This is a genomic window from Pseudomonas sp. Y3 TE3536 (genome assembly GCF_053629175.1).
Genome location: NZ_JBRJHU010000001.1, coordinates 44,321 through 63,667 on the forward strand (window position 1 = coordinate 44,321; position 19,347 = coordinate 63,667).

Below are 19,347 nucleotides of genomic sequence, written 5' to 3' on the forward strand. Positions count from 1 at the left end.
TGCACCGGCCTCTTCGCAGCACAAGGCTGCTCCTACCTGAAACCCGCCATAGCTGTCAGTAAGCCATGCTCCAGGTCAGGGTGTAGGTGCGCCCACGGCCCATACAGGTACGCCGGGCCATAGGTCGGTGCGTAGAACAACTAATCCAGACAACTCGCGCCATGCACGATTCGGTAGGAGCAGCCTTGTGCTGCGAAGAGGCCAGTGACAACAGCATAGATTTTCGCTGCTTGCACCGGCCTCTTCGCAGCACAAGGCTGCTCCTACCTGAAACCCGCCATAGCTGTCAGTAAGCCATGCTCCAGGTCAGGGTGTAGGTGCGCCCACGGCCCATACAGGTACGCCGGGCCATAGGTCGGTGCGTAGAACAACTAGTCCAGACAACTCGCGCCATGCACGATTCGGTAGGAGCAGCCTTGTGCTGCGAAGAGGCCAGTGACAACAGCATAGATTTTCGCTGCTTGCACCGGCCTCTTCGCAGCACAAGGCTGCTCCTACCTGAAACCCGCCATAGCTGTCAGTAAGCCATGCTCCAGGTCAGGGTGTAGGTGCGCCCACGGCCCATACAGGTACGCCGGGCCATAGGTCGGTGCGTAGAACAACTAGTCCAGACAACTCGCGCCATGCACGATTCGGGTAGGAGCAGCCTTGTGCTGCGAAGAGGCCAGTGACAACAGCATAGATTTTCGCTGTTTGCACCGGCCTCTTCGCAGCACGAGGCTGCTCCTACCTGAATCCCCACATAGCTGTCAGTAAGCCATGCTCCAGGTCAGGGTGTAGGTGCGCCCACGGCCCTGGTAGTCATACAGGTACGCTGGGCCATAGGTCGGTGCGTAGAACAACGTCGCCCGCTGCCCCCAGACCGTGCTGTACTGCTTGTCCAGCAAGTTCTGGATGCCTGCGCTGAAGGTGCCGAAGCCGGTTTCCTGGCTGCCCAGCAGGTCGAAGGTGGTGTAACCGTCGATCTCGTGGTCGGCATCGTCCTTGAGGGTGAACGCATGGTTGGCCTGCAGGCGGGCACTGCGGCCATCGCCCTTCCAGCCAACAAACGCCGTGGACTTGGACAGCGACGCATAACGGGCATCGCGTTTCATCCAGCCACCGTCGACGTCTTCTTCCTCGGAGCGGGTCAGGTGCAGCGTACCCCCGGCTTCCCAACCGCTCTGGAAGTGGCGGGTCAATGCACCTTCGAAACCAAAGTCACGGCTCTTCTGCTCTTCGACATTGATGGTCAGCGTCTGCGAATCGACATTGATGATCTTGTCCGACCAGATGTAGTACAGCGCCGCCTGAGCGTCCCAATCCACGTCGGCATAGCGCCAGCCCAGCTCGACCTGGCGGCTCTTGATGCCGGCCAGCGGGTTGTCGGCGACGCTCAAGCCCGGCTTGCCGTAATACTTGGCCGGGTCCGGCAGGTCGAAACCTTCACCGTAGTTGGTCCACACCTGATGGCCATTCTTGAAGTCGTAGATGGCGCCGACGTTGTACAGGTTGACTTGGTAATCGTTGCTGCCGCCGGGTACGCCTTTGAATTCGCTGACATCCACGTCCATCTGCTGCCGCCGGGCGCCGCCGGACAAGGTCAGGTTGTCGGTGGCATGCCAATCGAGCTGGGCGTACAACGACACACCGTCAACCCGGTAGCTGGGGTAACGCGCGGCCTTGCTGGCCTTTTCCATGTCCAGCCCACCGCTTTCGGATGAGGTCAGGGCGTCGAAGGTGGTCTGTTCGGCGTTGAAGCGCTCGCGGTCCAGGTCGACACCGTAGGTCAGCTTGAGCGTGTCCCATTGCTTGGCGAACAGGCCTTTGAGGCTGGTGACCTCAAAGTTCTGTTGTGATGCGGCGAAGTACACCCCGCGCGAACCGGTGGGTGTGGCGCGGTTGTAGTACGGGAACGGGTAGAAGTTGTCGTCTTCCTTGCGGTACGAGGCCTGCAGGTAGAAGTCTTGGCCCAGCACATCGGTGTGATGGTAGTTGGCGTTGAGCAACAGGCGCCGGGTACGTGGCTCCAGGTCAGAGGAATAGCCACTGCGCAGCTCGGCGTCTTCCAGGTCCGAGGGGGCGTTGTAGTTGAGGTTGGGGAAGTAGATGCCGGTGCTGCCGTGGTTGCCCGAGTCGTAGTACTGGGCCAGCAAGTCCAGGCTCTGCTCATCGGTCAGCGTCAGCCCCAGGGTGCCGAGCACGTCGATGGTGCGGTTGTATTGCAGGTCGGTCTGGGTATTGTCGATGAAGATCTGATCGCCAGCGCCGTCATAGAAGGCTTCGTTCTGTTCGCCGGAAATACCAAGCCGGGCACTGACCCGCTCGTTGCCGCCGCTGATCGACTGGGCAATGCGGGTGGCCAGGTCATCACTGTTGTTGAAGCCGCTGCTGGCACCCAGCTGGGTCTCGAAGCGGGCCGGGCCGGGCTCACCCTTCTTGGTCACGATGTTGATGATGCCGCCGGTGGCGCCGCCGCCGTAAAGGGCGCTGGCCCCCGACAGCACTTCGACACGCTCGACGTTGAACGGCGAGATGCTGTCGAACTGGCGCGACAGGCCGCGCGAGCTGTTCTGGCTGACCCCGTCGATCATCACCAGCACATTGCGCCCGCGCATGTTCTGGCCATAGTTGGTGCGCCCTTCTGGCGCCAGGTCCAGGCCAGGCACCAGCTTGCCGATGGCTTCCTTGAGGCTCACCCCGCTGTCGATCTGCTCACGCAGTTGCTGCTGGTCGACCACCCAAACGGTGCCAGGGATTTCGCTGATCGCCGTGCTGGTGCGCGAGGCCACACTGACCTCGATGGGCTTGAGGTTGACGGCCTGCGGCGTGGCGTCCGCCTTGCGCAGGGTAACCGTGCGGGCATCACTGAACTGCCAGCTCATGCCACTGCCCGCCAGCAACTGCTGCAGTGCCTGCTCGATGCTGTAGCTGCCCTGCAACGCCGGGCTGTTCAGGCCCGCAACATCGTGGGTGGTGTACAGCAGGTGCAACCCGGCCTGGTCGGCGAAGGCCGTGAGCGCTTGGTCCAGCGCCTGGGCAGGCAGGTCCAGCTGCACTTGGCGGGCTTCCACCGGGGCCTGGTGCGCACCACTTGAGGCCATCGCCTGCAAGGGGCCAGCCAGCATGGCCAAGGCAGTGCAAGACAACAAGGCGTGATGAAGGGGATCGCTGCGGCGGTGCGTAGGCTTGAGCGTAAGGGCCACGAATGAGCTTCCAGGCAAGTCGTAAATGAGAATGGGTTGCTGATCAGTCCCACTACGACGATCTGGCCTGGCTGAACTTGCAGCGGCAGATGAAAAATATTTAGATTATTTTTTACCGGCTCAGTGCACCACGGCCAACCACGGCAAGTAGGTGACCTGCAGGCCATAACGTTGCTCAAGGGTGCGCAGCAGCGCCTGGGGTTTATCGAGGTCGAATACACCGCTGACTTCCAGGGCCGCCAGCTTCGTGTCAGACAGCAGAATGCGCCCCTGTTGGTAGCGCTCAAGCTCCGCCAGCACCTGCCCCAGCGGCTTGCCGTTGAAGATCAGCTTGCCGCGCTGCCAAGCGGTCTGTGCACTGGCGTCAGGCGACACCGGCACGCTGCGCTCACCCACCGTGGCTTCGCCCTGGGCCAGCACCACGCGGCCATCGCGGCGCACGCTGAACGTTGCGCCCGTACCGCGCACCGCCTCGCCTGCACTATCGACCACAAAGGGCCGTGGGTCACTGGTCGTCTCGAACAAGGCTTCGCCCGCATTGAGCACCACGCGGCGCTCGCGGTCGGTGAACGCGACGGTCAAGGCACTGCCGCTGTTCAGCAGTACCCGCGAGCCATCGGCCAGGGTCACCGCCTGCCGTTGCCCGAGGCCTGTGTGGTAGTCCGCCAGCCAGATAGGCGCCTGCTGCCAACCGGTATAACCCGCGACCAACAGCGCCAGCGATGCTGCCAGGCCTGCGGCCCAGTGCCGTTTGCGTCGGGCAGGCGGTGCCGCGACAACCTGAGCGGTTGGGGTGTGGCCGATGTCCAGCCACAGTGCCTCTGCCTCGCGCGCGGCCTCGGCATGCGCCGGGCTCAGTGCGCACCAGCGCTGGTAGCGCGCGTGGTCCGCCGCACTGGCGTTGCCCGAATGCAACAACACCTGCCAATCGAGGGCATCGTCAGAGAGGTCGCTGAGCGGTTGGGCGGCTGGCATGGCGTGAGGCTCAGTCATGGTTGTGTTTGAGCCAGTCACGGCAATGGCGCAGCGCCTGGCCGATGTATTTTGCCACCATGCTCTCGGAAACACCCAACCGTTGTGCGATCTGCGCCTGGGTCAGGCCTTCGACGCGGTTGAGCAACAGGGCCTGGCGGGCATTGCTGGACAGTTGCAACAGCGCCTCATCGAGTATCTGCAAGCGCTCGCGGGCGAGCAGCGTGGCCTCGGGCGCAGGCGCCGGGCAGGCCACCTCACCAGTGCCATCGGCATCTTCGTGGCGGGCGGCGATACGCTGTTCACGGCGCAAGGCATCGATCGCCAGGTTGCCCGCCACCCGGAAGATGAAGCTGCGTGCATGCAGCACCGGCACGGCCTGCGCGTCGATCTTCACCAGCTTCAGGTACGTCTCTTGCGCGACGTCGGCAGCACGCTGCCGGTCGCTCATGCGCCGAGTCAGGAACAGCAAGAGGTCGTCGTAGTGCTCCTGGAAACTCGCCAGCAGACCAGACACGGGAGACGTCAGCATGGGGTAGGAGAAAGGCCAGTAAGAGGAATTGTCGGGCGTTAATGAGAAACAGTATCTTTCATTGGACGCGCTACTTTCAACGTCAACGCGCATTTGCCACACTGGCGGTTGAATTCTTCAGGCAAGGTTGCAACCCATGACTGCCCGATTGCACCGCTGGTTGCTGATACTGCTGATGGCTTACGGCCTCAGTGCCTGCGCCTTGTTTCAGGCGCGTGACCCACTGAATATCAACGTGATTGGCATCGAACCGCTGCCCGGGCAGGAGCTGGAACTGCGCATGGCGGTGAAAATACGTGTGCAGAACCCCAACGAAACCGCGATCGATTACAACGGTATCGCGCTCGACCTGCAGGTGAACGGCCAGCCGCTGGCCGCCGGTGTCAGCGACCAGCAGGGCCACATAGGCCGTTTCGACGAGGCGGTAATCGTGGTGCCGGTGAGCGTGACCGCGTTCTCCTTCCTGCGCCAGGCCTATGGGCTGGGCCAGCGGAGTTCGCTGCAAGGGCTACCCTATGTACTGCGCGGCAAATTGGCCGGTGGGCTGCTGGGCACCGTCCGCTTCACCGATGAGGGCACGCTGGACCTGCCCAAGGCAGCCGGGACTTACTGGTAGCCCACTCAACGATTGCTGTTGGCGGCGGCCATCATCTTGTTGACTTCGCTGCGCACCATGCTTGCGTATTCAGGCGGCGACATGGCCTCCAGTTCAGCCCGTACCCATTCCGCCCATTTACCCTTGCGCCGTGGCTTTTCGGAGATAAGCCGGGCGGCTTCGCCCTTGGCCTTGCCCAGGTTGCTCTGCCACAGTTCGAACAACCGCGCCTTCTCTGCCTCGATCTGCGCCCGTTCCTCGAAGCTCTTGTTGGCCAGATTGAAACTCATTGAAGGTACCTGCCTGCTGAAAATGGCCGCTATCTTACACCGTAGCGACGCGTCATCGGAAAGCCGGCGCAACTTTCCCGACGCACCGGCATCCATTGTTCACCCCCCCATTGACGAGGATGAGTTCATGGCCCGAAAAAACGCCGTACAAGCCGCCAGCGATCAGATCAAGGATCAGGTCTTCAGCGAACTGCAGTCACTGATCGAAGAATCCGAAAAGCTGCTCAACGACAGCGCTGCCCTGGTTGGCGAGGAGGCCGAAACCCTGCGCGCGCAAGTCAGCCTCAAACTGCGCCAGGCTCGCCAGGCCGCGAGCAACGTACGTGACAAGGCTCAACCGGTGGTGGATGCCACCCAGGACTACATCGGCGGCCACCCTTGGCAGACCGTCGCGGTGTCCGCAGGCTTCGGCCTGGTGGTCGGCCTGTTGCTGGGTCGCCGCTACTAAGCCCGTTTAATGAACGCAGTGCCGCCTGAAGGTTTTCAGGCGGCCTGCGCCATTGGGATGCCGCTATGAAAGCGCAGTTCCTGGTCCGGTGACTGGATCAGCTCGGCTTCTGCCTCACGTACCAGCTCAACCCTGCGGGCGATGTCCGCTTCTTCGCCGTACTGATGGGCCAGCTTCAGGTAGCCCTGGTAATGGCGCGCTTCACTCTTCAGCAGGCCGTGGTAGAACGTGCCCAGCTCTTCATCCAGGTGCGGCACCAGCGCGGCAAAGCGCTCGCAACTGCGTGCTTCGATAAAGGCCCCCACCACCAAGGTATCGACCAGCTTGACCGGCTCGTGGGCACGTACCAAGCGGCGCAAGCCGGAGGCATAACGCCCGGCCGACACTGGCCGCAAGGGCACGCCCCGGCGCTTCATCAGGCGCAGCACCTGCTCGTGGTGCACCAGTTCTTCACGGGCCAGGCGCGACATCATATTGATCAGGTCCAGGTGCGTGTTGTACTTGGCGATCAGGCTCAGGGCAGTGCTGGCGGCCTTGAACTCGCAGTTCTTGTGGTCGATCAGCAGGGTTTCCTGGTCGGCAAGCGCCGCTTCGATCCAGGCATCTGGGGTCGGGCAGCCAAGAAAGGCGTCGATTTCGGGGGTCAAGGACATAAGCGTGCAACCAGACAGAACAGGCAGGGCCGGCGATTATACCGGCGGCAACCGGCAGCGCCAGTGACTATGCTTGATGTACATCAAGCGGCGACGGGTGAGGCGCCGACTATAGTCAGGCACTGGTCGCCATCTTTGAACGGAGCTCACGCCCATGCAAGCCGTCCGCAGCATCCTCGTCGTCCTCGACCCCGCGCATGCCCACAGCCGGGCCTTGACCCGTGCCAAGCTGATCGCAGGCGTGACCGGCGCGCGCCTGCACCTGTTGATGTGCGACAAAAAGCAGGATCACAGTGCGTTGCTCAGCCTGCTGAGCAGCCAGTTGCACGATGACGGATACGACAACGTCACCCATGAGGCAGCCTGGCGTGACAACCTGCACGACACCATCATCTATGTGCAACAAGCCGAGGGCTGCGAGCTGGTCATCAAGGAGCATCGGCCGGACAACCCGCTGAAAAAGGCACTGCTGACCCCGAGCGACTGGAAGCTGCTGCGCCTGTGCCCCAGCGCGGTGCTGATGGTGAAAAGCGAACGGCCATGGGCCAGGGGGGTGATTCTGGCGGCGGTGGATGTCGGCAACCAGGATGAGGACCACCGCCTGTTGCACGCGAGCATCATCGACCATGGCTATGCGATTGCCGGCCTGGCCAAAGGCGATTTGCACGTCATCAGCGCACACCCCTCCCCCATGCTGTCTGCCTCGGACCCGACCTACCAGCTCAGCGAGACCATCGCCGAACGCTACCGGGAAGCCTGCCGCGCGTTTCAGACCGAGTACGACATCAGCGATGAACGCCTGCATGTCGCCGAAGGCCCGGCGGATGTGCTGATTCCCTACACCGAGAAACAATACAATGCCGTGGTGACGGTGATCGGCACGGTGGCCCGCACGGGTATTTCCGGGGCATTGATCGGGAATACCTCCGAGGTGGTGCTCGATTCGCTCGAGGGGGATGTGCTGGTGCTCAAGAGCGAACAAGCAATTGCCCACCTGACAGAGCTGGCCCGCGGTTAATGCATGCGTGGCCCTTGTAGGAGCAGCCTTGCGCTGCGAAGAGGCCGGTGACAGCTCAGAGAATCTATGCTGCTATCACCGGCCTCTTCGCAGCACAAGGCTGCTCCTACAAATACAAAGGGCGGCGCGTTTACACCAGCGCCTCGCGCACTTTCGGGTCCAGCCCTTCCCCTGCATTGGCCTCGCTCCACGCCAGCAACTGCCGGCGCATCGCCGGCGTCCAGAAGCTCTGGATGTGCTGCCTTACCCCTTGCACCGCTAGCTGCCGGTTCGGTTCGCTGTCAAAATAATGGGCAATCTGGTTGGCCATCTTGACCAGGTTGTCATTGCTCATCGGCGCACCTCGGCTTTCTCTTGCTGCTCGGCAGTACGGCGCTCTTTGAGCAGGCGGCGCTGTTCGTCGCTGAAGTCCTGGTAACGCTTCTGCCATTCAGACGGGTGGAACACTTTCACCACCTCCACCGCCGTGACTTTGTATTCAGGGCAGTTGGTGGCCCAGTCGGAGTTGTCGGTGGTAATCACGTTGGCCCCCGACTCAGGGAAGTGGAACGTGGTGTACACCACCCCCGGCGCCACCCGCGCACTGACCTTGGCGCGCAGCACCGTCTGCCCGGCGCGGCTGCCGATACCGACCCAATCGCCATCGCGGATGCCACGGCTTTCGGCGTCGGTGGGGTGCAGTTCAAGGCGGTCGGCGTCATGCCAGGCGACGTTGCCAGTGCGGCGGGTCTGGGCGCCGACGTTGTACTGGCTGAGGATACGCCCGGTGGTCAGCAACAGTGGGTAGCGGCTGTTGACCTTCTCGTCGGTGGGCACGTAGCCGGTGAGCATGAAGCGCCCTTTGCCCCGCACGAACTGGTCGATATGCATGGTCGGCGTGCCATCGGGCGCGGCATCGTTGCACGGCCACTGCAGGCTGCCATGGCGGTCGAGCTCGGCGTAGCTGACGCGGTGGAAGGTCGGCGTCAGGCGCGCGATCTCGTCCATGATCTCGGCCGGGTGGCGGTATTGCATCGGGTAGCCCAAGGCGTTGGCCAGGGCCACGGTCGCTTCCCAGTCAGCTTTGCCGGCCAGGGGCTCCATGACCTTGCGCACCCGCGAGATACGGCGTTCGGCGTTGGTAAAGGTGCCGTCCTTTTCAAGGAACGAACTGCCCGGCAGGAACACGTGGGCGAACTTGGCCGTTTCGTTGAGGAAGATGTCCTGCACCACCACGCATTCCATGGCCAGCAAGGCGGCCGTGACGTGCTGGGTGTTGGGGTCGCTCTGGGCGATGTCCTCACCCTGGCAATACAGCGCCTTGAAGCTGCCATCCAGGGCTGCCTCGAACATGTTGGGGATGCGCAGGCCTGGGTCTGGCTGCAAGGTCACCCCCCAGGCCCGCTCGAACTCGGCACGCACACCTTCATTGGAAATATGCCGGTAGCCAGGCAGTTCATGCGGGAACGAGCCCATGTCGCACGAGCCCTGCACGTTGTTCTGCCCGCGCAGCGGGTTCACCCCTACCCCTTCGCGGCCGATGTTGCCGGTGGCCATGGCCAGGTTGGCGATGCCCATCACGGCGGTGCTGCCCTGGCTGTGCTCGGTGACCCCCAGGCCGTAGTAGATGGCCGCGTTGCCACCGGTGGCGTACAGCCGCGCGGCGGCGCGGATCTGCTCGGCAGGCACGCCACAGACCGGGCCGAGTACTTCTGGCGCGTTCTCTGGCAGGCTGACGAAGTCGCGCCAGCGGGCGAAGTCCTCGGTCTCGCAGCGGGCGTCGATAAAGCGCTGGGCCAGCAAGCCTTCGTTGACGATCACATGGGCCAGGGCGTTGAGCATGGCCACGTTGGTACCCGGGCGCAGTTGCAGGTGCAGCTCGGCGCGGGCGTGGGGCGAGTCGACCAGGTCGATACGCCGTGGGTCGATGACGATCAGCCGCGCGCCCTGGCGCAGGCGGCGTTTGAGCTGCGAGCCGAACACCGGGTGGGCATCGGTGGGGTTGGCGCCGATCACCAGCACCACGTCGGCCTGCATCACCGAATCGAAGCTCTGCGTGCCCGCCGATTCACCGAGGGTCTGCTTGAGGCCATAGCCCGTGGGCGAATGGCACACCCGCGCGCAGGTGTCGACGTTGTTGTTGCCAAACGCCGTACGCACCAACTTCTGTACCAGGTAGGCTTCTTCGTTGGTGCAGCGGCTGGAGGTGATGCCGCCGATGGAATCACGCCCGTACTTGAGCTGGATGCGGCGGAACTCGCTGGCGGCATAGGTTACCGCCTCGTCCCAGCTGACTTCTTGCCACGGGTCTTCGAGGCGCTTGCGGATCATTGGCGTGGTGATACGGTCCGGGTGGGTGGCATACCCCCAGGCGAAGCGGCCTTTGACGCAAGCGTGGCCATGGTTGGCGCCGCCGTTCTTGTCCGGGACCATGCGCACCAGCTGGTCGCCCTTCATCTCGGCACGGAACGAACAACCGACACCGCAATAGGCGCAGGTGGTAATCACCGCACGCTCAGGCTGGCCGAGCTGCACCAGGCTTTTTTCGGTCAGGGTCGCGGTCGGGCAGGCCTGTACGCAGGCGCCGCACGACACGCACTCCGAGGCCAGGAAGTTGTCCCCGCCAGCGGCTGCCACCCGCGAGTCGAAGCCGCGGCCAGTGATGGTCAGGGCGAAGGTGCCCTGGATGTCTTCGCAGGCGCGCACGCAGCGGCTGCAGACGATGCACTTGCTCGGTTCATAGTCGAAATACGGGTTGGAAACGTCCTTTTTCTCGGCCAGGTGATTGGCGCCGTCATAGCCGTAGCGGACCTCGCGCAGGCCGACCTGGCCGGCGACGGTCTGCAGTTCGCAGTTGCCGTTGGCCGAGCAGGTCAGGCAGTCGAGCGGGTGATCGGAGATGTACAGCTCCATCACATTGCGCCGCAACCCCGCCAGGCGCGGGGTTTCGGTGCGCACCACCATGCCTTCGCTGACCGGGGTGGTGCACGACGCCGGGTAACCGCGCATGCCTTCGATTTCCACCATGCACATGCGGCACGAGCCGAACGCCTCGAGGCTGTCGGTGGCGCACAGTTTGGGAATGCTGGTGCCAAGCATGGCGGCGGCGCGCATGACCGAAGTCCCGGCAGGCACGCTGATGGCACGGCCATCGATGTTCAGGCTGACCTGCACCTGGCTGTCGCGTGCTGGGGTGCCAAGGTCGGTCTCGGGGTCGAAGAAATTGATCACTGCGCGGCCTCCGTGTGGGTCAGCCCGAAATCGGCGGGGAAGTACTTGAGCGCGCTGGCCACCGGGTAAGCGGTCATCCCGCCCATGGCGCACAGCGAGCCGTACTGCATCGTGTCGCACAGGTCGCGCAGCAGCAGGGCCTGGTCGTGGCGTTCGGTGAAATCGGTGGTGGCGATTAGCCGATCCACCACTTCCATGCCACGGGTCGAGCCGATGCGGCACGGGGTGCACTTGCCGCACGATTCCTCGGCGCAGAACTGCAGGGCGAAGCGGGCCATGCTGGCCATGTTCAGGGTGTCGTCCGCCACCACCACACCGCCGTGGCCGAGCATCGCGCCCATGGCAGCGAAGGCTTCATAGTCCAGCGGCGTGTCGAAGTGGCTGGGCGGCACCCAGGCCCCGAGCGGGCCGCCGACCTGCGCGGCCTTCAATGGCCGGCCGCTGGCGGTACCGCCCCCGTAGCCTTCCACCAGTTCGCGCAGGGTCAGGCCAAACGCGCGCTCCACCAGGCCACCGTGGCGGATGTTGCCCGCCAGCTGGAACGGCATGGTGCCCAACGAACGGCCCATGCCGAAATCGCGGTAAAACGCCGCGCCCTTGGCCAAAATGATTGGCACCGACGCCAGGGTGAGCACGTTGTGCACCAGCGTCGGCAAGCCGAACAGGCCCTGCAGGGCCGGCAGTGGCGGCTTGGCCCGGACGATCCCGCGCTTGCCTTCGAGCGATTCCAGCAACGCGGTCTCTTCGCCGCAAATATAAGCGCCAGCACCGACCCGGACTTCCAGGTCGAAGGCCTGGCCGCTGCCGGCCACGTCATCGCCCAGGTAACCGGCGTCGCGGGCTATGGCAAAGGCCTGGTCGAGCACGCGAATGGCATCCGGGTATTCCGAGCGCACGTAGATGTAGCCTTTGTTGGCACCCACGGCGAGGCCAGCGATGATCATGCCTTCGATCAGCAGGAACGGGTCGCCTTCCATCAGCATGCGGTCGGCGAAGGTACCGGAGTCGCCTTCGTCGGCGTTGCAAACCACATACTTTTGCCCGGCCCCGGCATCGCGCACAGTGCGCCACTTGATACCCGCCGGGAACGCGGCGCCACCCCGGCCACGCAGGCCAGAATCAAGCACGGCAGCGACCACTTCGGCACCGTCCAGTGCCACGGCGCGCTCCAGCCCGGCAAAACCGCCGTGGGCGCGGTAGTCGTCCAGCGAAAGCGGCCGGGTCACGCCGGCACGGGCGAACAGCAGGCGTTGCTGGGATTTCAGATAAGCGATGTCTTCAACCGGCCCCAAGGCCAGGCCATGCGCCTGGGGCTGGCCGGCCAAGGCATCGAGTAGCGCCGGCACATCGTCCGCGGTCACCGGGCCGAAACCCTGGCGCCCTTGGGCGCTGTCGCATTCGACCAGCGGCTCCAGCCAGTACAGCCCACGCGAACTGGTGCGCTGGATATCGACCGCCAACTGCCGGCGCTCGGCCTCGCGTTGCAGGGCCTCGGCAACCTGGTCGGCACCCACGGCACGGGCCACCGAATCGCAGGGGATGTACACCTTCAGCATGTTTCGCCCTCCAGGCAACCGTTCACCAGGGCACGCAGGCGCTCAGGCGTGAGCCGCGCGTGCAGTTGGCCGTCCAGTTCCAGCGCGGGCGAGCAGGCGCAGGCGCCCAGGCAATACACCGGGCGCAGGCTGATAGCGCCGTCGGCGCTGGTGCCATGGTCGTCCAGTGCCAGTTGGTCGCGCAGTTGCGCGGCCAGGGCCTCGGCGCCACGGCTCTGGCACGACTCGGCCCGGCATAGGCGCAGGGTATGGCGTGCCGGCGCGGTGGTGCGGAAATCGTGGTAGAAGCTGATCACCCCGCGCACTTCGGCCAGGCTGAGGTTCAGGGCATGGGCAATTTCAGGGACGGCGGCATCCGGCACGAAGCCGATGTCTTGCTGAATGGCGTGAAGGATCGGCAACAGGGCGCCGGGTGTGTCCTTTTCACGGGCCAGGATGCTGTGGATCAAAGGCAGGTGGAGCAGTTCATCAGGCATACAGCGGACCTCGGCATCACGGACCCTGCCTGTGTTGTTGTAGGGGCAGGTGTCCGGCGTGTTCTGCTGCGGCGTGCCGGCCACGTCACGGTTGCGGGGTGTCGGCAGCCTCCTTGCCCACGGCCGTGCGTCTGCGCGCACTGGTCCAGGAGCATCCTGCAAGCATGGCACTTGTGGCGCCGGAGGGTTGCATGCGAACGACCAGGCGCATCCTGAAACCGACGTGAGGTTCAGGCTGTTTCAGTTGCCCCGCTTTGCAGTCCGTCAGCCCAGCACGACATGCGGCACAAACCGCGAACTGTCTTTGGTAATCAGCGAATCATCCTCACGAATCCCCATCCCTGCCGCCTTGTCGCCGACCACCCACGAACCGATCAGCGTGTAGCTGTCGCCAAACCTGGGCAGCGGCGCAAACCCTTGCAGGATGTACGGTGCGTCGTCATAAGGGCCGTCCTCGAATACCCGCTGCCCCGCGCCGGTGCGGATATCGACATTGGCCCCTTCCCGCGAGAAATACGGCTTGCGCACCCACCCTCTAGGCACTGGCCGCGAAGGGTTGTCATCGACGAAGGCGGGCAACAGATTGGGGTGCCCTGGGTACCACTCCCACAGCAACGGCAAGATGCCCTTGTTGGAGATCAGCGCCTTCCAGGGCGGCTCGACGAACTGCGTGTCGCACCCCGGGATAGCCCTGCCGAAGTCTTCGTGGAAGATATGCTCCCAGGCATGCAGCTTGAACAGCCGCGGGATTGGCCGCCCCTCCAGATCGACGAAACGCCCCTCGCCATTCAGGCCGATGTCCTCCAGGTCGATGTGCCGGGTTTGAATACCCGCGTGCGCGGCCATCTTGCGCAGAAAATCCGTGGTGCCACGGTCTTCCACCGAGCCCGAGATGGTCGAGAAGTAGAACGTGCCCTGCCCCGGCTGCGCGGCAAACGCCTGCACCAGGTCTTCGGCCAGGGTATTGAACTGGCTGGCCTGCGCGGGCAGAACGCCGCGCTGGATCTGTTCTTCCAGCCAGATCAGCTGAAACGCCGCGGCTTCGTACAACGAAGTCGGCGTGTCGTAGTTGGCCTCGATCAGTTTCGCCGGGCCATGGCCGTCATAGCTGAAATCGAAACGCCCATAGAGGTGCGGCTGCCGCGCCAGCCACGATTGCCGCACCAGGTCGAAGAATGCCGGTGGAATCGCCAGGCGTGCCATCAGCGCCTCGCTGTCGATGATGCGCCCGACAGCCTCCAGGCACATCGCGTGCAGCGCCTCGGTCGGGGCCTGCAGGTCCCGCTCGACCTGGGCCTGGCTGAACTGGTAGTAACCCCGTTCATCCCAGTAACGCTCGCCGTCGAGGGTGTGGAAGGCAAAGCCTTCTTGCTGGGCTGTCTTGCGCCAGCCTGGGCGCTCGGCGAGTTCGACCTTGCGCATGCTCACCCCCCGAAGAAGCTACCGGACTTGCCGCCCCAGCCGCTTCGAGCCGTCGCCTGGCTGCCAAACCCACCCCGCGAGATGGATGCAGACACCGCCGAGCGCGACGCGCCGCGGCCTGAGGCGCCATAGCTACCGCCGCCGCCGCCGGAGCCACCGCCGCTGCTGCTCTGCTCGTCTTTGTTGCTGCGCTGAATGCCCCCGGCCGTGCCGTAGCGCTGCCCAAGCAGGCCATTGCGCTGCCCGGCACCCTCGCGATACGCATACAGCGGCTGCGCGCGGTAACGGCGGTCGGCGCTGTTGGCCATCTGCCCCAGTAGCATGCCAGCCACCACGGCGGTAGCGACATGGCCATAACCGCCGCCCTGGGCGTGCGCCGCATCGACCTGGGCCTGGGTCACCTCGCCGGTGGTCTCCAACGCGAACCCGCTCATGCGCGGCATGTAACGGCCACCGGCGCTGATCTGGCAGCCATCAGGGGAAAATTCTGCTTCGCACGCGGGCTTGGACACATAGGTCGGCGTGGTACGCCGGTACTCGGCCAGCGCCTGCTTGTAGGCATCGTTGCACGCCTTCTCCGGCACCTTGTCGCTGACACAGGCTTCGACACTGTCGTAGTTCACCTGCTGGCTGACGGTGTAGGTCTCCTCTTGCGGGCTGCACGCGGTCAGGGCCAAGGGCAGCGAGCTGGCCAGCACCAGCTTGACGGAGCTGCGTCTCATTGGGGGTTTCATGGGGGCTCCTTGGGCGTCAGGCCGACGGGGTCATGCAGGCCGAATTGAGGAAGCCGACGCTGATCGCCACGCTGCCAGCGTAGATGGCAGCGGCCAGCTCACCCGCGGCGATACGCCTGGACAGGTCGCGCAGCACCAGGCTGGTAATGCCAAAGGCAACCAATTGAACCACAGCGGCGATCACGACCCAGGCCACGAAGTCCAGGATGCCAACGCTGTAGGCAATGATATTGCTGGCCGGCAGCGAGAAGCCGATCAGCGAGCCGCCCAAGGCAATGGCCGCGGCCGGGTTGTTCTCACGAATGAGCGCGAACTCGCGGTGCGGAGTAAGGCGGGTGTAGATGAACTGGAACAGCCAGAACAGCAACAGTGCCACGCTGATATAGAGGATGAAGCCGGTCACTGCAGAGGCATTGAGCGACAGGCGTAGCGCGTCGAGCATGGTGAGTCCTTGTCAGGTTACGTGAAAGTCCGTGGGGAGCAGGGTGATGCCGAGCGAGGTGGTGAGGGTGGCCTTGCCCGCCTCGTCTTCCTCCGCCGACAACAGCAGAAATTCGCGGCGCTCAGGCAGGCCGGTGTCGCGGGCGTAGAGCATTGACAGGTGCTGGATGCCATAACGGGCGTCGGGGCTGACCACCCGCTCGTACAACGGCACCAGCCTGGCCTGGCCCGGCTCACGGCCCCACTGGCGGGAATACAGACAGCCGTCGTGTTCGTAGATCGGCAGGCCGACCTTGGACTGGCTACCGACAAGGCGCTGAAGGTGCGCCTCATCGTGGAGGGCTACGGCGCTGTGATAACCGAACAGCACGCTATCGCCCACCTTGTCGCCGTTCATCAGCACTTGCAGCCAGTAGTCTTCGTTGTCCAGGTAATACCGCAGCAGGTGCACCGAATCGCCGAGGTCGACCTCGCCGGTGGCCCAGACCGTTTCCGGGCCGGGAACCTGCAACCCTGAATAACCCTCAAGCAGTGGCTTGAGTGATGCGTCGGGTATGAACCGGCGGCCGTTGAGCAGGCCGAAGGGCGGGTTGGTACTGGGCGAAAGCGGCATCGAACCTATCCTGAAGCGGGGCAATCCTTGCGAGGGGCGATACCTTAACGGGTTTGGCCGATTGAGCCAATTCAAGCACTGTTTGCATTGATGTCATGCCAGGCCTCAGGCCTGACGCGCCTACATTGACCGCTTACGTTGGGCAGTAATCAACCACAGCAAGTACCCACCCCCCAACACCCCGGTCACCAGCCCGACCGGCAACTGCGCCGTGGCGGCCAGGCGCTGGCTCAGCCAGTCGGCGACCAACAGCAAGGTTGCCCCCATCAAGGCGGCGCACACCAGCGGCGCGCTGGCCGTACGCGTCAGCCGTCGCGCCAATTGCGGCCCCGCCAGGGCAATGAACGCAATCGGCCCGGCAGCGGCAGTGGCAATGGCCGTCAGCCCCACGGCGGCGAGTACCAGCACCAGCCGCGACCGCCCAACAGCCACCCCCAGCTGACTGGCCGAGTTATCGCCCATCTCCAGCAGTGCCAGTTCGCGGCCGTGCAGCAGCGCTATCGGCAGGATCAGCGCAAGGCCCAGCGCGGCAGGGACGACATGCGCCCAAGTCCGGGTGTTGAGCGAACCGGCCAGCCACAACTGGGCAAACAGTGCCTGATCAAGGTCCCCCGTGACCAACAACAGTTGGTTAAGACCTGACAGCGTGGCGCCCATGCCAATGCCCACCAGCACCAACCGGTAACCCTCGCTGCCCTGCCCCCGGCGCGCCAGGAGTAAAACCAGCAGTGCCGTGAGCATGCCCGCCGCCACTGCCGCCAACGCCGTGGCCAACGGGCCCGCGTCGAACACAATGATCTGCACGATGGCACCGCTCGCCGCGCCGGTGGTAAAGCCGATGACGTCGGGCGAGCCCAGGGCATTGCGGGCAATCGACTGGAAGATCGCCCCGGCCATGCCCAGCGCCGCACCCACCAGCAGGCCGGTGAGCACCCGTGGCAGGCGCACCCGTTTGACGATGCGCTGGGTCATGTCACTGTCCCCCTGCCCCAGCAAGCTGCCCAGTACTTGCCCGGCACCAATCGGCAGGCTGCCGGTGCCCAGCAGCACAATCGCCAAGCCCAGCACCAACAGCAACAACGCACTGCCGACCAGCACCGCCCGTGGGCTGAAACGCACGCTGAACGGGCCACACCTGAGCACGCGTGGAGTAGTCAGAGATGGCATAGTCGAAACCTGCTTATCAGCACGATGAACGCCGGCCCACCCAGCAACAGCGCCAGGGTCCCGGCAGCCAGTTCTGCCGGCGCGGCAAGCACCCGCCCCAGCAGGTCGGCGCCCAGCAAAAGCAACGCGGCAATCAGCGCCGCATAGGGCAGCATGCGTCGGTAGTCCGGGCCAACCAGCAAGCGCGCAAGGTGCGGGGCGACCAGGCCGACGAACCCGATGGGCCCGGCGATCGCCGTCGCGCTGCCGGCCAGCAGCATCAGCGCGACACAGGCCAGCGCCCAGGTCAGGCGCACGTTCACCCCCAGCGCCCGGCCCAGGTCCCGCCCCAGTGCCAGGGCGTTGAGTTGTGGCATGAGCGCCGCCGCAAGGACCAGCCCCAGGGCAATGGCCAGGGTTGGCAGCAGCAATGTGGCCGTGCTACTGCCGGCCAGCGAGCCGGCGGCCCAGTGGCGGAAGTGGTCATAGACTTGCGGCGGGGTGTTGAGCACGACGATACCGGTCAGCGACGCCAGCAGCATCGTCAGGCCGGCCCCGGCCAGCACCAACCGTACGGGGTTGCTGTCGTTGGCACCAGCCTGGCCCAGCAAGAACACCGCGACACCGGCAACGCCAGCCCCCAGGAAGGCCAGCAGGATGTAGTGGCCGACCTGCGTCAGGCCAAAAAACGCGACACCCAGGATGACCGCCAATGCAGCGCCAGCATTGACGCCCAGCAGCCCAGGCTCGGCCAGCGGGTTACGCGTCAGCGCCTGCATCAGGGTGCCCGCCGCCCCCAGCGCCAGCCCGGCCAGCAGCGCCACCAGGGTGCGCGGCACCCGCAACTCACGCACGATCAGGTGCTGATCATTCTGCAGGTTGGGCTGGTACAGGGCGTCGAACACGACATTCATGGCGATGGGGTGCGAACCGATCAGCAAGCTGGCCAACGCTGCCACAAGCAACACCAGCACACCCAGCAACAGGCCCTGGCGCGGCATGCCACGCACCCAGCCAGCAGCCCGTACGGGCTGGGTCGACAGGTTATGCATGATCAGCGGAAGTAGCCGGCGACGGTATCGAGCATTTGCCGCCCCGAGTAATAGTCGATGCGAAACGAACTGGGCCCCAGCGGGTAAATCCGCTGATGCTGTACCGCGGGCAGGTTAGCCAGCACCGGGTCGCTGCGAAACGCCTGGGCATCGCTGTCATCGGCACTCAGCAGGAATACGTCGGCATCGCCAATCGCGGCGGCGAGGTTCTCGCGGGAAATGAACTGGAACTCGGTGGCCCGGATCACCTGTCCGGCCATCGCCTCGGGCAGCTCACGGACCTGGAAACCGAGCGCCGTGAGCAGCCGCGCCTGCGGGCTGATGGCACGCCCGATGGAGTAACTACCACCGATGTTGTAGCCCACCAGCATCACCGGCCGCGGTGAAGGCTGCAGGCGCGCGGCGGTTTCACGGGTGTAGTCGTCAAAACGCTGGATCACCTCCTGCGCTTGCCGTTGCAGCCCGGTTTGCGCGCCCAGCTCGGTGGCCAGCGCCTGCCAGGACTGGTTGGAATAGTTCACGACCAGCGTAGGGATGCCCTGGGCGCGGAGTTCGGCCAGGTGCGGCGCGGCACTGTCGGCACCGGTGGCAGACACCACCAGCAGGTCGGGCGCACTGGCCACCACGGCTTCGATGTCGAACTGCAGGTTGCGGTACAGCACCTGCACATCCCGCTGGTCCGCCACCGTCGCCCATTGCGAGAAGTAGCCTTTGCCATCGGTCAGACGGCTGGGCGTGGCCGCGGCGCTGGCCACCAGCGGCGCATTCATCGCCAGAAGGATGCCGGTAACACTCGGCGTGGTGGACACGATGCGCGTGGGCGCGGCCGCCACCCAAGGGCCAAACAGCATCAGGGCAACTGCGGTCAGTGCTGCGCAAACACGTAAAGGCTTCATCGACTGGCTTCGCTCGAAGGGAATCAAGGTGCGCATGATAATACTTCTCATGCAGTTAATTCCATCATGTAGAATCCATTCCGCAAATTCCAGCCTTGCCAAGGACCT

Annotated in this window: 18 protein-coding genes and 1 pseudogene; 3 read left to right on the forward strand and 16 right to left on the reverse strand. The window is 64.4% G+C overall.

Going from position 1 to position 19,347, the window contains the following annotated elements; all coding sequences use genetic code 11:
* Positions 1–749 precede the first annotated feature (749 nt).
* The 3 genes and pseudogenes from AB7M33_RS00205 to AB7M33_RS00215 all read right to left on the reverse strand — a co-directional run.
* Positions 750–3,185 carry a TonB-dependent receptor gene (locus AB7M33_RS00205; RefSeq protein WP_454242230.1) on the reverse strand — a complete coding sequence of 812 codons (2,436 nt, stop codon included), beginning with the start codon at positions 3,183–3,185 and terminating at the stop codon, positions 750–752.
* A 120-nt stretch (positions 3,186–3,305) separates the two neighbouring features.
* Positions 3,306–4,178 carry a FecR family protein gene (locus AB7M33_RS00210; protein WP_274887773.1) on the reverse strand — a complete coding sequence of 291 codons (873 nt, stop codon included), beginning with the start codon at positions 4,176–4,178 and terminating at the stop codon, positions 3,306–3,308.
* Between the two features lie 4 nt (positions 4,179–4,182).
* Positions 4,183–4,689 (reverse strand): annotated as a pseudogene (locus tag AB7M33_RS00215) (RNA polymerase sigma factor); the annotation flags it as partial.
* 136 nt (positions 4,690–4,825) lie between these two features.
* Between AB7M33_RS00215 and AB7M33_RS00220 the strand changes: the two are divergent.
* The gene (locus AB7M33_RS00220) at positions 4,826–5,305 is read left to right on the forward strand and encodes an LEA type 2 family protein (protein ID WP_027596577.1); all 480 of its coding nucleotides are present in this window, start codon (positions 4,826–4,828) and stop codon (positions 5,303–5,305) included.
* A 5-nt stretch (positions 5,306–5,310) separates the two neighbouring features.
* On the opposite strand, the gene AB7M33_RS00225 is transcribed toward AB7M33_RS00220, so the two are convergent.
* Positions 5,311–5,574: a hypothetical protein gene (locus AB7M33_RS00225; protein WP_027596578.1), complete on the reverse strand. Its 264-nt coding sequence runs from the start codon at positions 5,572–5,574 to the stop codon at positions 5,311–5,313.
* A 127-nt stretch (positions 5,575–5,701) separates the two neighbouring features.
* Here AB7M33_RS00225 and AB7M33_RS00230 point away from each other — a divergent pair, with 127 nt between their 5' ends.
* Positions 5,702–6,022 carry a DUF883 family protein gene (locus tag AB7M33_RS00230; RefSeq protein WP_027596579.1) on the forward strand — a complete coding sequence of 107 codons (321 nt, stop codon included), beginning with the start codon at positions 5,702–5,704 and terminating at the stop codon, positions 6,020–6,022.
* A 35-nt stretch (positions 6,023–6,057) separates the two neighbouring features.
* Here the strand turns inward: AB7M33_RS00230 and miaE are convergent, their stop codons facing one another.
* Positions 6,058–6,675 carry a tRNA isopentenyl-2-thiomethyl-A-37 hydroxylase MiaE gene (gene miaE / locus AB7M33_RS00235; protein ID WP_454242231.1) on the reverse strand — a complete coding sequence of 206 codons (618 nt, stop codon included), beginning with the start codon at positions 6,673–6,675 and terminating at the stop codon, positions 6,058–6,060.
* Between the two features lie 154 nt (positions 6,676–6,829).
* On the opposite strand from miaE, the gene AB7M33_RS00240 reads away from it, so the two are divergent.
* Positions 6,830–7,693 (forward strand): universal stress protein, encoded by an 864-nt coding sequence (locus tag AB7M33_RS00240; RefSeq protein ID WP_454242232.1) that lies wholly within the window; start codon positions 6,830–6,832, stop codon positions 7,691–7,693.
* A gap of 130 nt (positions 7,694–7,823) precedes the next feature.
* On the opposite strand, the gene AB7M33_RS00245 is transcribed toward AB7M33_RS00240, so the two are convergent.
* The 11 genes from AB7M33_RS00245 to fepB all read right to left on the reverse strand — a co-directional run bounded on the left by AB7M33_RS00245 (position 7,824) and on the right by fepB (position 19,239).
* Entirely contained in the window at positions 7,824–8,027 is a 204-nt protein-coding gene (locus AB7M33_RS00245) for a formate dehydrogenase subunit delta (protein ID WP_027596582.1), read from the reverse strand.
* Positions 8,024–10,903, reverse strand: a complete 2,880-nt coding sequence (gene fdhF / locus AB7M33_RS00250) for a formate dehydrogenase subunit alpha (RefSeq protein ID WP_265969122.1) — start codon at positions 10,901–10,903, stop codon at positions 8,024–8,026. Before fdhF ends, AB7M33_RS00245 begins: the two co-directional genes overlap by 4 nt.
* Positions 10,900–12,459, reverse strand: a complete 1,560-nt coding sequence (locus tag AB7M33_RS00255) for a formate dehydrogenase beta subunit (protein WP_099429994.1) — start codon at positions 12,457–12,459, stop codon at positions 10,900–10,902. The genes fdhF and AB7M33_RS00255 overlap by 4 nt, the downstream gene beginning before the upstream one ends.
* On the reverse strand, positions 12,453–12,935 hold the full coding sequence (locus tag AB7M33_RS00260; protein ID WP_027596585.1) for a formate dehydrogenase subunit gamma: 483 nt from the start codon (positions 12,933–12,935) through the stop codon (positions 12,453–12,455). The genes AB7M33_RS00255 and AB7M33_RS00260 overlap by 7 nt, the downstream gene beginning before the upstream one ends.
* 264 nt (positions 12,936–13,199) lie before the next feature.
* On the reverse strand, positions 13,200–14,357 hold the full coding sequence (locus AB7M33_RS00265; protein WP_454242233.1) for a glutathionylspermidine synthase family protein: 1,158 nt from the start codon (positions 14,355–14,357) through the stop codon (positions 13,200–13,202).
* Between the two features lie 2 nt (positions 14,358–14,359).
* Positions 14,360–15,091 carry a DUF1190 domain-containing protein gene (locus AB7M33_RS00270; RefSeq protein WP_454242234.1) on the reverse strand — a complete coding sequence of 244 codons (732 nt, stop codon included), beginning with the start codon at positions 15,089–15,091 and terminating at the stop codon, positions 14,360–14,362.
* Positions 15,092–15,107: 16 nt separating this feature from the next.
* Complete coding sequence (locus AB7M33_RS00275; RefSeq protein WP_454242235.1) at positions 15,108–15,533, reverse strand: DUF350 domain-containing protein; 426 nt, start codon at positions 15,531–15,533, stop codon at positions 15,108–15,110.
* Between the two features lie 12 nt (positions 15,534–15,545).
* Positions 15,546–16,145, reverse strand: coding sequence for a DUF2491 family protein (locus AB7M33_RS00280; protein ID WP_454242236.1), 600 nt, complete (start codon positions 16,143–16,145; stop codon positions 15,546–15,548).
* A gap of 120 nt (positions 16,146–16,265) precedes the next feature.
* Positions 16,266–17,312: a FecCD family ABC transporter permease gene (locus tag AB7M33_RS00285; protein ID WP_454242237.1), complete on the reverse strand. Its 1,047-nt coding sequence runs from the start codon at positions 17,310–17,312 to the stop codon at positions 16,266–16,268.
* Positions 17,300–18,334 carry a FecCD family ABC transporter permease gene (locus AB7M33_RS00290; RefSeq protein WP_454244187.1) on the reverse strand — a complete coding sequence of 345 codons (1,035 nt, stop codon included), beginning with the start codon at positions 18,332–18,334 and terminating at the stop codon, positions 17,300–17,302. Before AB7M33_RS00290 ends, AB7M33_RS00285 begins: the two co-directional genes overlap by 13 nt.
* Positions 18,335–18,345: 11 nt before the next feature.
* Positions 18,346–19,239: a Fe2+-enterobactin ABC transporter substrate-binding protein gene (fepB, locus tag AB7M33_RS00295; RefSeq protein WP_099430947.1), complete on the reverse strand. Its 894-nt coding sequence runs from the start codon at positions 19,237–19,239 to the stop codon at positions 18,346–18,348.
* Positions 19,240–19,347 lie beyond the last annotated feature (108 nt).

Excerpts from the sequence above, each read along its gene's own strand:
- AB7M33_RS00275 (WP_454242235.1), bottom strand. The coding sequence starts at position 15,533 with ATGCTCGACGCGCTACGCCTGTCGCTCAATGCCTCTGCAGTGACCGGC.
- AB7M33_RS00240 (WP_454242232.1), top strand. The coding sequence starts at position 6,830 with ATGCAAGCCGTCCGCAGCATCCTCGTCGTCCTCGACCCCGCGCATGCC.
- AB7M33_RS00210 (WP_274887773.1), bottom strand. The coding sequence starts at position 4,178 with ATGACTGAGCCTCACGCCATGCCAGCCGCCCAACCGCTCAGCGACCTC.
- AB7M33_RS00285 (WP_454242237.1), bottom strand. The coding sequence starts at position 17,312 with ATGCCATCTCTGACTACTCCACGCGTGCTCAGGTGTGGCCCGTTCAGC.
- AB7M33_RS00225 (WP_027596578.1), bottom strand. The coding sequence starts at position 5,574 with ATGAGTTTCAATCTGGCCAACAAGAGCTTCGAGGAACGGGCGCAGATC.
- AB7M33_RS00220 (WP_027596577.1), top strand. The coding sequence starts at position 4,826 with ATGACTGCCCGATTGCACCGCTGGTTGCTGATACTGCTGATGGCTTAC.
- AB7M33_RS00270 (WP_454242234.1), bottom strand. The coding sequence starts at position 15,091 with ATGAAACCCCCAATGAGACGCAGCTCCGTCAAGCTGGTGCTGGCCAGC.
- AB7M33_RS00260 (WP_027596585.1), bottom strand. The coding sequence starts at position 12,935 with ATGCCTGATGAACTGCTCCACCTGCCTTTGATCCACAGCATCCTGGCC.
- miaE (WP_454242231.1), bottom strand. The coding sequence starts at position 6,675 with ATGTCCTTGACCCCCGAAATCGACGCCTTTCTTGGCTGCCCGACCCCA.
- AB7M33_RS00230 (WP_027596579.1), top strand. The coding sequence starts at position 5,702 with ATGGCCCGAAAAAACGCCGTACAAGCCGCCAGCGATCAGATCAAGGAT.
- AB7M33_RS00265 (WP_454242233.1), bottom strand. The coding sequence starts at position 14,357 with ATGCGCAAGGTCGAACTCGCCGAGCGCCCAGGCTGGCGCAAGACAGCC.
- AB7M33_RS00245 (WP_027596582.1), bottom strand. The coding sequence starts at position 8,027 with ATGAGCAATGACAACCTGGTCAAGATGGCCAACCAGATTGCCCATTAT.
- AB7M33_RS00280 (WP_454242236.1), bottom strand. The coding sequence starts at position 16,145 with ATGCCGCTTTCGCCCAGTACCAACCCGCCCTTCGGCCTGCTCAACGGC.
- fepB (WP_099430947.1), bottom strand. The coding sequence starts at position 19,239 with ATGAAGCCTTTACGTGTTTGCGCAGCACTGACCGCAGTTGCCCTGATG.
- AB7M33_RS00255 (WP_099429994.1), bottom strand. The coding sequence starts at position 12,459 with ATGCTGAAGGTGTACATCCCCTGCGATTCGGTGGCCCGTGCCGTGGGT.